This is a genomic window from Campylobacter concisus UNSWCS, assembly GCF_000466685.1.
Taxonomy (GTDB): domain Bacteria; phylum Campylobacterota; class Campylobacteria; order Campylobacterales; family Campylobacteraceae; genus Campylobacter_A; species Campylobacter_A concisus_A.
On the sequence record NZ_ANNG01000097.1, the window covers coordinates 1 to 6,728 of the forward strand.

The following is a 6,728-nucleotide window of genomic DNA, read 5'->3' on the forward strand; positions in this document are numbered from 1 at the left end:
CTCTGCGTTTAAATTTGTATCATTGCCAGAGTTTAGGTTTGCACCTTTTAGGCTAAGAGCACTTTTGGCATTTAAATTTATATCTTGCTAAGCATACCCGATCATCAGGTAGTCTTTTTCTGAAACTTTATAACTATCTAATTTATGACTTTCCACAATGCTATGGCTTCTTTAATCTCTGTTTTATAAGCCTTAAATGGCACTATAATTTCTTCTTGCTCCCAAAACCTTAAGCTCTTTATACTCTTTTGTTTTGGTTATATTGTAAATTTCATCATAAATTTTTTGCAAAAATTCAACAATTATCTCTTTTTCATCTATCTTAAACTGCAAAAATCTATATGTTTTTTCATTAAGCAAATTCGATTTAAAAAATACTTGTATAAACATGTCTTCGACTATAAATTCTGACCGCATCAAATAAAAATAGATAAATTGTGGCAAATAATACCTAAATGCTTCATCATTAAAGATTGGTAAATCAGTAGATAAAATTTTTATTTTATCTTTTTCAAGTTCAAACAAATCCTTTCCTTGCAAATCATTTTCAATCAATGTATCCTGCAAGCATTGGTTTGTTATCATCTTTGGTTTTGGCAAATTTCTATTATCAAGCAAATTTTGTATTTTATTTTGTAAGTTATTTTCTAAATTTAGCACGCTAAACATGGAATAAATCCACCAATGCTTCTATAATTTTTCCGTGATAATTTAACTCATAATTTTCATCAAAACCTTTTACTTCTAGTTCATTAAGAGCCCACTCTCTAATATTTTCTGCTAAATTTATATCCACACTAATTTTTACAGAATTTTCATTGTTACAAATAGCAGATATACTATTTGAGAATTTACAATTTTCCATTAGATATTTAAATTGTTGTGGTGTTAGTTTTATATCCATTATTTATCACCATCCAATAAGACTTTTTTGTTTTTGCCAATTATGTTGAATTAATTTTTAATTTCCTGTATTTACAACATAACTTGGCTTATTATTTAAATATTTTGTCTTTCACTCAAACCATCTATTTTCCAATTTGCATATTTTATATCAACTTTATCACCTTTGTTTATTACTAATATAGAAAATAAGGGTTCGTTACAAATTTCATTAAAATTATTTTCCAAATAAGCATTATTGTCACAAAAAATAAAATCAAAATATTGTGCCTTTTTCATAATAAAAGAAATGATTTTATTTTCAACTATATCAATATTTCTATCCCCTATTAGTTCATCTTCAGCTATACATAATTGTAAGCAAATACAATCGTTCTCTATTTTTTCTATTTGTAAAATAATATTCGTAAATTCAAACTCATCTATTTTTATATCAAAGCGAAATTCTTTTTCATAATTATCAAAATATTGATTTAAAATATCAATTAGATTGGCAAAGCCCAATAAAGATATTTCATTGTCAAAAGCTTTTAAAATATTTGAAATAAAAATATTTTTGGTAGTCCATTTAGATATAAAACCAATTCCTATATAACTGCTCATTTTATCTTTACCCCATTTTGTGTGTGAAGATCTATTTATTTATAGTTAAATATTTTTTAATTTATAACCAATTGTTTCAGCACAAACTTTCTTAAGTAAATTTTAATTCTATTTTCTTTATTCTTTTATGTCGTTGTAAATTATGTATTTTTGTATTTCTTAATGCGATTTTTATAGCAAACCAGCCATTATCTAAAATATTTTTATAAAGCTTTTAAATTCATAAGTAATAAACATAAAATCCTCTATCATCATATATATCAAATAGCATAGAGAATTGATCATTAAACTTTATAAAAAATTGAACTTTAATATTTAGTGATGGTTCTTTTGCTAATTCAAAATTAAAATGTCTTAACAAGATAAAATCGATAAATTTAGTATCAATTTTATCTTGTTCTATAAATATAATACCCGGCTTAATGCCATTTTTATAGGATTTTATTTTTTTATAATTCCAAAAAGCCAAACAGTTTTCTAGAGCCTCGTCTTTTTCCCAAAAAAGGATTTTATACACAATATTTCCAACTAAATTTTTATTAGAAATTAAAAATTTAATCAATTCTATTTTTTTACCGACACAAACACTTTCAAAATCAAATTTCGATTTTATCACACGCTTCTTATTTTTATTTTCGAGTAAAGTTTTAAATTCTTTATCAAAATTTTCTGAATTAACAATATAATTATTTTTCACATACAATCACTTATAAATTTTGTTATATAAAAATCATCTGAATTTTCTATATTTTCTATATTTTTAATCGAATCCAACAAATTTATTTTTTCAATATATTTTTCGTTTTTTAGATCACCACAAACACCGATAAATTTCAAATTATTGATATTTTCTCCAATAAATCTACCTTTTGAAAAATAAGAGCCCATAAATTTTTCAAAAGAAATATAAGATAATATTTTTGTAAGAATTTCGCTCTCTTTTAATTTTAATAGAACACAAGATTTTGCATTAGCTATTTCTTTAACAAGATTAAATTCACCATAGTCATATTTTTTATCAAAAAATTTCAAATTAAGCTTGTGTATTATTTCATCATTTTCATTATCCATTGCTGCTATAACGGCAATTGCCCTAAAATCATTATCTATATTACCGAATATATCTATTTTTAAACAATCTCCCTTATATTTCGAATAAATAAATTCCTTTAAACTATCATAGATTATGGAACTAGAAGCATAAGTTAATTCAGTTTTTTTCAAATTAGAATTTTTTAAAATTACTTCACTCATTTTAAATCCTTGATTTTATTTGCGTAGTCTAAATTAAACCAAATCATAAAAATATACCACTAAGTGTCAAGTTAATATTATTTTCACTTAAATATCTTAAAATTTCAATTGGAATATCAATACCAAATTGGTCTGTTTTTGGTAATACTGAAATTATTAATTGTTCTACAATATCAATTTTTGTCTCATTTTTTAAAGAAGTTTTAATACTGTTTAACAAATCTATTAAAAGTTTTGTATCAATATTTCCAATTGAAATATATAATTTTTGTATGCAAACAATAAATTTGCCATCTTCTTTTTGTATTGTTAGATAAGGTTTATTTATTTTTAAGAGCTTCTTTTTTTGACAATATTGGAAACTGCTGTTTTAATTTTGATACGTCAAATTCCTTGTTACTAATAATTCTATATGTAAATTTTAATTTATTTTTTGAACTATACATATCACTTACTCATTTCTATAAACTCTTTAGCTAATTTTTCAAGATTTAGTCATTTTTTCAACCACCAACCAAAATTTAAATATATCTTAGGAATTTTATCTTTGTTAATATCTATTCCCAATTTTTCCATTTTATTAAACCATTTATTGCGTTTTGAATTCGGTAATTTTTTACCACAAAATGGACAAAATTTAATTAAAATACTACTTGTTCCACCGTCGTGAATAATAATACCATATTCATCAAATTTGGGCGAATAAATTATCAAAGCGTCTGGACAATCATACATATTTTTATGAATATCACAACTAAAATTTACAGCCTTTCTCATTTTTGAACAACAATGTTTTGTTTTAAACATTTGTTTTCCTTCCTTTCACAGGTGGTTTTTGCTTTTTTGTTTTTGGATTTATAGAACCTTTTATGTTTTCCCCGTTTATCATAAATTTCTATATCTCCGTGTTGATAATCCCATTCATATATATCTCCGTTCACACCATCAACCCATCTTTTTCTTTGATTCTTATTAGAAGAATTTTCTGCATTTGGAAACACATCTTTAATATCTTTTGGTGGTGCTTCATAATTATAAATATTATCTTTGTTATTTTGTTGATTTGAAATATCTTTGGTTGCATTATACAAAAAATCATACTCAGATGAATTTTCTACAAATTTATCCCCAATCTTTTTAGCACCGTACGCACCACCAAGAGCAACTGAGACTGCTCCTATTTCTACTAAAAATTCTAATAAAACTGGCGCGATAGGTAAAACAGCTGCCGGAATAAAACTTCCTTTTAGTGCTTCTTGCTCCTTATTATATTCATTGATTGCCTTTAATATTTCATTATATCTTTGTGGATCTGTTTCTTTTATTCGTTTTAAATTCTCAATTATAATTTCTGTATTTTTATAAACTTCGTTGCCAAGCAGAGCCTTTAAAGTAATTTTAGCAATCCCTTGTCCAACTTTTTCTAACTCTTGCTTTATCTGCTCTATTCCATTGGCTGTTAGCACCCTAGCATCCATACTACCATCTACATTTGAGCTTATGCTAGTATTTACTAGATCTTTTGTTAGTTTAGTAGTATCTCTATTTAGTCTTGTTAGATCATCAGAGTTTTGCTTATCAGCTATCTCTATGTTGCCACTACCTAGAGTTGCTAGGTTTTTAGATAAGCTGTAGCTTAAATTTCTATGGTTTGAGTAGTTTATTGACTTTAGACCAGAGTAGCTTGAGCTTAAAGTTATACCTCTATTTTTAGAGCTGGGATCTTTTATATCTCTAGTTCTTTAGATTTTTGTTTTTTAATTTTACATTTGTAAAATTAAGCGAATTCTTTTTTTCAAATTTGACTTTTGGCTTCTTTTGTTTTTTAGGGTTTCTATTCTGTGGTTTATCTGGTATAAATTTTTCAGGCCACAAAGCCCAAAAAATCACACCAATAGTAGAAATCCACGAAAAGATGCAAAAATAAAAGAATATTCCGTTGCTTTCAAAAATTGTAAGACAAATTAAAACTATAAAAGCTATTAGAATAAGGCTTCCCCATTTAAAAACTTCTTTTAATTTTTTTTGTTCTTTTACTTCATCTTTTAAACAATCAACACTTATGCGCAAAAAAATAAAATATAAAAATTATAAAAAATATAATGAAAAAATGCAAAGTCACGCCTTAGAGCTATATCTATAAAAGCATTTATGATACTACTCATTATTTTTTCTGCCATAAAGCTACAATACTTACAATAAACATTGATAATAATGTAAAAATACACGGATAAATCAACCAGTCACTTGATTGATAAATAGCCAAGTAAAACAAAAAAACTAAGATAAGTATCAAATTTGCAATATCTATTCTAGTTATTTTTTTAGAATATATATAAGTCTTTATAGTTAAGTATATTACTGTGTTTGTATAAAAATAAAAAATAATCCAGTGAAGAATAGGATATTTAAAGCCATAATCCGCGAACCCAAAAAAAAGAATAACGACAACTATTCTTAAGATTTTATTCATCATTCAACCTTGTTATAGGATATTTTATACCTTGCCTTAATGCGGCATTACTTATTTGAAACAGCCAATGAGCTTTTATATTTTCTTCGTGCTCCAAAATTTTATTATTTATTTGCTCCCGCTTATTTGGCGAAACAGCTGTTTTAAGTTGGTCTTTTAATTCTTTTATAGCATTACATGAATATTTGATACTATCGTAAGATTTTAATGCGCTTGGTATAGCAACCGACCCAGCAACTGCACTAAAAAGAATACTTGGATAATTTAAATTAATATCTCTAAAATCTACATAACCATTGTTGCTTATAGCTTGATCATAAATTTGGGTTCTTACTTGCAAGCTAGCATCTATCGTAGCGCCAGTTAAACCAGCTTTAACTGAAGTTTTTGCTTCTTGATTTAGTATAAGTTTTGACAACCCTTTTGTTCCAGCATTGGCAATAAAGCCACCGCCAACAACATCTTTTGTGATTTCTAGAGTATTTGCTGTCGTATCAACTAAATTATTAGTCTTATCTACTTTTTCTTTTTCGGCATCGTAAATTTTATCAAATTCACCCATACCATTTTTTGTTAAAGCTCTAAATTCAGCTGTATTTTTTAAATTATTTGCTATTTTATATTTATTTAGTCCATATTGGATTAAAGAATTTATTTTAGTTTGTATATTGCCATCATCTAAATTTCTCATATTTTGTATGTCATTTAAAGTCCAAAAAGTGTCTCTATTTGCACCTTTTTCTTTATCCAACCTTGAAAATTCTCTATTGTTTTTATTGTAGAAATTTAAATTGATATTGACTGGGTTATTTATTTTAGCATTTGCGTAAGTGGTTGTATCACCTAGTGCATAGCCATAGTATCTACTTAAGGATTCTCCAAAATTTAAAGCATATATTGAGTTATCATCTCTATTTTTGGTTATATCTATGCCGCCTATTGTATCCATAGCTCTTTGTGCTTCTGTTCCAGTTGTAGCTACTAAATCTTTTAAGGTATTGTTATTTTTTAAATTTATATAGCTATATTTGTTTTCTAATGAGTAAAAGCCTTTTACTTCTGCTCCGCCTTGACCTTTTTCATCTGTATAAATCATTTTTATTTCATTTGGTAAATAACCTAAATTTACCATTACAGATTTTGTAATCTCTTGAATTAAGACACTTTTTTGAGCTTCGTTCAAATTTGGATTATTCAAAGCTTCTCTTAGTTCTGGGTTAGAAGCTATTTGTTCTCTTACGCCTTGGAGAGTATTGTAAAATTTACCATTTTCTTTAAAAAAGTCTAATAAATTCGCTCTATCTGTTGTAATGATTTGAACGATAGCATCTTTTATGGTTAAGGCATCTTGGGTGTCTTTTTTTTATCTGCTCTCTTCCATCAGCTGTTACCACCCTTAAATCCATACTACCATCTACATTTGAGCTTATGCTAGTATTTACTAGATCTTTTGTTAGTTTAGTTGTATCTCTATTTAGTCTTGTTAGATCATCAG

At 26.3% G+C, this 6,728-nt stretch carries 10 protein-coding genes; all 10 read right to left on the minus strand.

The window, feature by feature from the left end; genetic code table 11:
• Nucleotides 1–192: 192 nt before the first annotated feature.
• On the minus strand, nucleotides 193–660 hold the full coding sequence (locus UNSWCS_RS10905; protein ID WP_162142154.1) for a hypothetical protein: 468 nt from the start codon (nucleotides 658–660) through the stop codon (nucleotides 193–195).
• Nucleotide 661: 1 nt separating this feature from the next.
• A complete protein-coding gene (locus tag UNSWCS_RS10910) occupies nucleotides 662–904 on the minus strand; it encodes a hypothetical protein (RefSeq protein WP_035144075.1) in 243 nt (80 codons plus the stop codon).
• 95 nt (nucleotides 905–999) lie between these two features.
• Nucleotides 1,000–1,506, minus strand: a complete 507-nt coding sequence (locus tag UNSWCS_RS10915; RefSeq protein WP_035144076.1) for a hypothetical protein — start codon at nucleotides 1,504–1,506, stop codon at nucleotides 1,000–1,002.
• 220 nt (nucleotides 1,507–1,726) lie between these two features.
• Nucleotides 1,727–2,203, minus strand: coding sequence for a hypothetical protein (locus UNSWCS_RS10920; protein WP_035144077.1), 477 nt, complete (start codon nucleotides 2,201–2,203; stop codon nucleotides 1,727–1,729).
• The gene (locus tag UNSWCS_RS10925; protein ID WP_021088542.1) at nucleotides 2,200–2,760 is read right to left on the minus strand and encodes a hypothetical protein; all 561 of its coding nucleotides are present in this window, start codon (nucleotides 2,758–2,760) and stop codon (nucleotides 2,200–2,202) included. Before UNSWCS_RS10925 ends, UNSWCS_RS10920 begins: the two co-directional genes overlap by 4 nt.
• 495 nt (nucleotides 2,761–3,255) lie before the next feature.
• Nucleotides 3,256–3,567, minus strand: a complete 312-nt coding sequence (locus tag UNSWCS_RS10930) for a DUF6980 family protein (protein ID WP_035144080.1) — start codon at nucleotides 3,565–3,567, stop codon at nucleotides 3,256–3,258.
• Nucleotides 3,534–4,238, minus strand: a complete 705-nt coding sequence (locus UNSWCS_RS11600; protein ID WP_080655765.1) for a colicin E3/pyocin S6 family cytotoxin — start codon at nucleotides 4,236–4,238, stop codon at nucleotides 3,534–3,536. The genes UNSWCS_RS10930 and UNSWCS_RS11600 overlap by 34 nt, the downstream gene beginning before the upstream one ends.
• 256 nt (nucleotides 4,239–4,494) lie before the next feature.
• Nucleotides 4,495–4,830 (minus strand): hypothetical protein, encoded by a 336-nt coding sequence (locus UNSWCS_RS12110; RefSeq protein WP_035144083.1) that lies wholly within the window; start codon nucleotides 4,828–4,830, stop codon nucleotides 4,495–4,497.
• Nucleotides 4,831–5,225: 395 nt separating this feature from the next.
• On the minus strand, nucleotides 5,226–6,416 hold the full coding sequence (locus tag UNSWCS_RS12440; protein WP_200862633.1) for a hypothetical protein: 1,191 nt from the start codon (nucleotides 6,414–6,416) through the stop codon (nucleotides 5,226–5,228).
• Between the two features lie 115 nt (nucleotides 6,417–6,531).
• Nucleotides 6,532–6,728: hypothetical protein (locus tag UNSWCS_RS12605; protein ID WP_035144087.1), on the minus strand; the 197-nt coding region annotated here is incomplete at its 5' end.

Bases quoted from the DNA above. Each gene is read 5' to 3' on its own strand.
- UNSWCS_RS10910 (WP_035144075.1), bottom strand. From the start codon at position 904: ATGGATATAAAACTAACACCACAACAATTTAAATATCTAATGGAAAAT.
- UNSWCS_RS10925 (WP_021088542.1), bottom strand. From the start codon at position 2,760: ATGAGTGAAGTAATTTTAAAAAATTCTAATTTGAAAAAAACTGAATTA.
- UNSWCS_RS11600 (WP_080655765.1), bottom strand. From the start codon at position 4,238: ATGGATGCTAGGGTGCTAACAGCCAATGGAATAGAGCAGATAAAGCAA.
- UNSWCS_RS10915 (WP_035144076.1), bottom strand. From the start codon at position 1,506: ATGAGCAGTTATATAGGAATTGGTTTTATATCTAAATGGACTACCAAA.
- UNSWCS_RS10930 (WP_035144080.1), bottom strand. From the start codon at position 3,567: ATGTTTAAAACAAAACATTGTTGTTCAAAAATGAGAAAGGCTGTAAAT.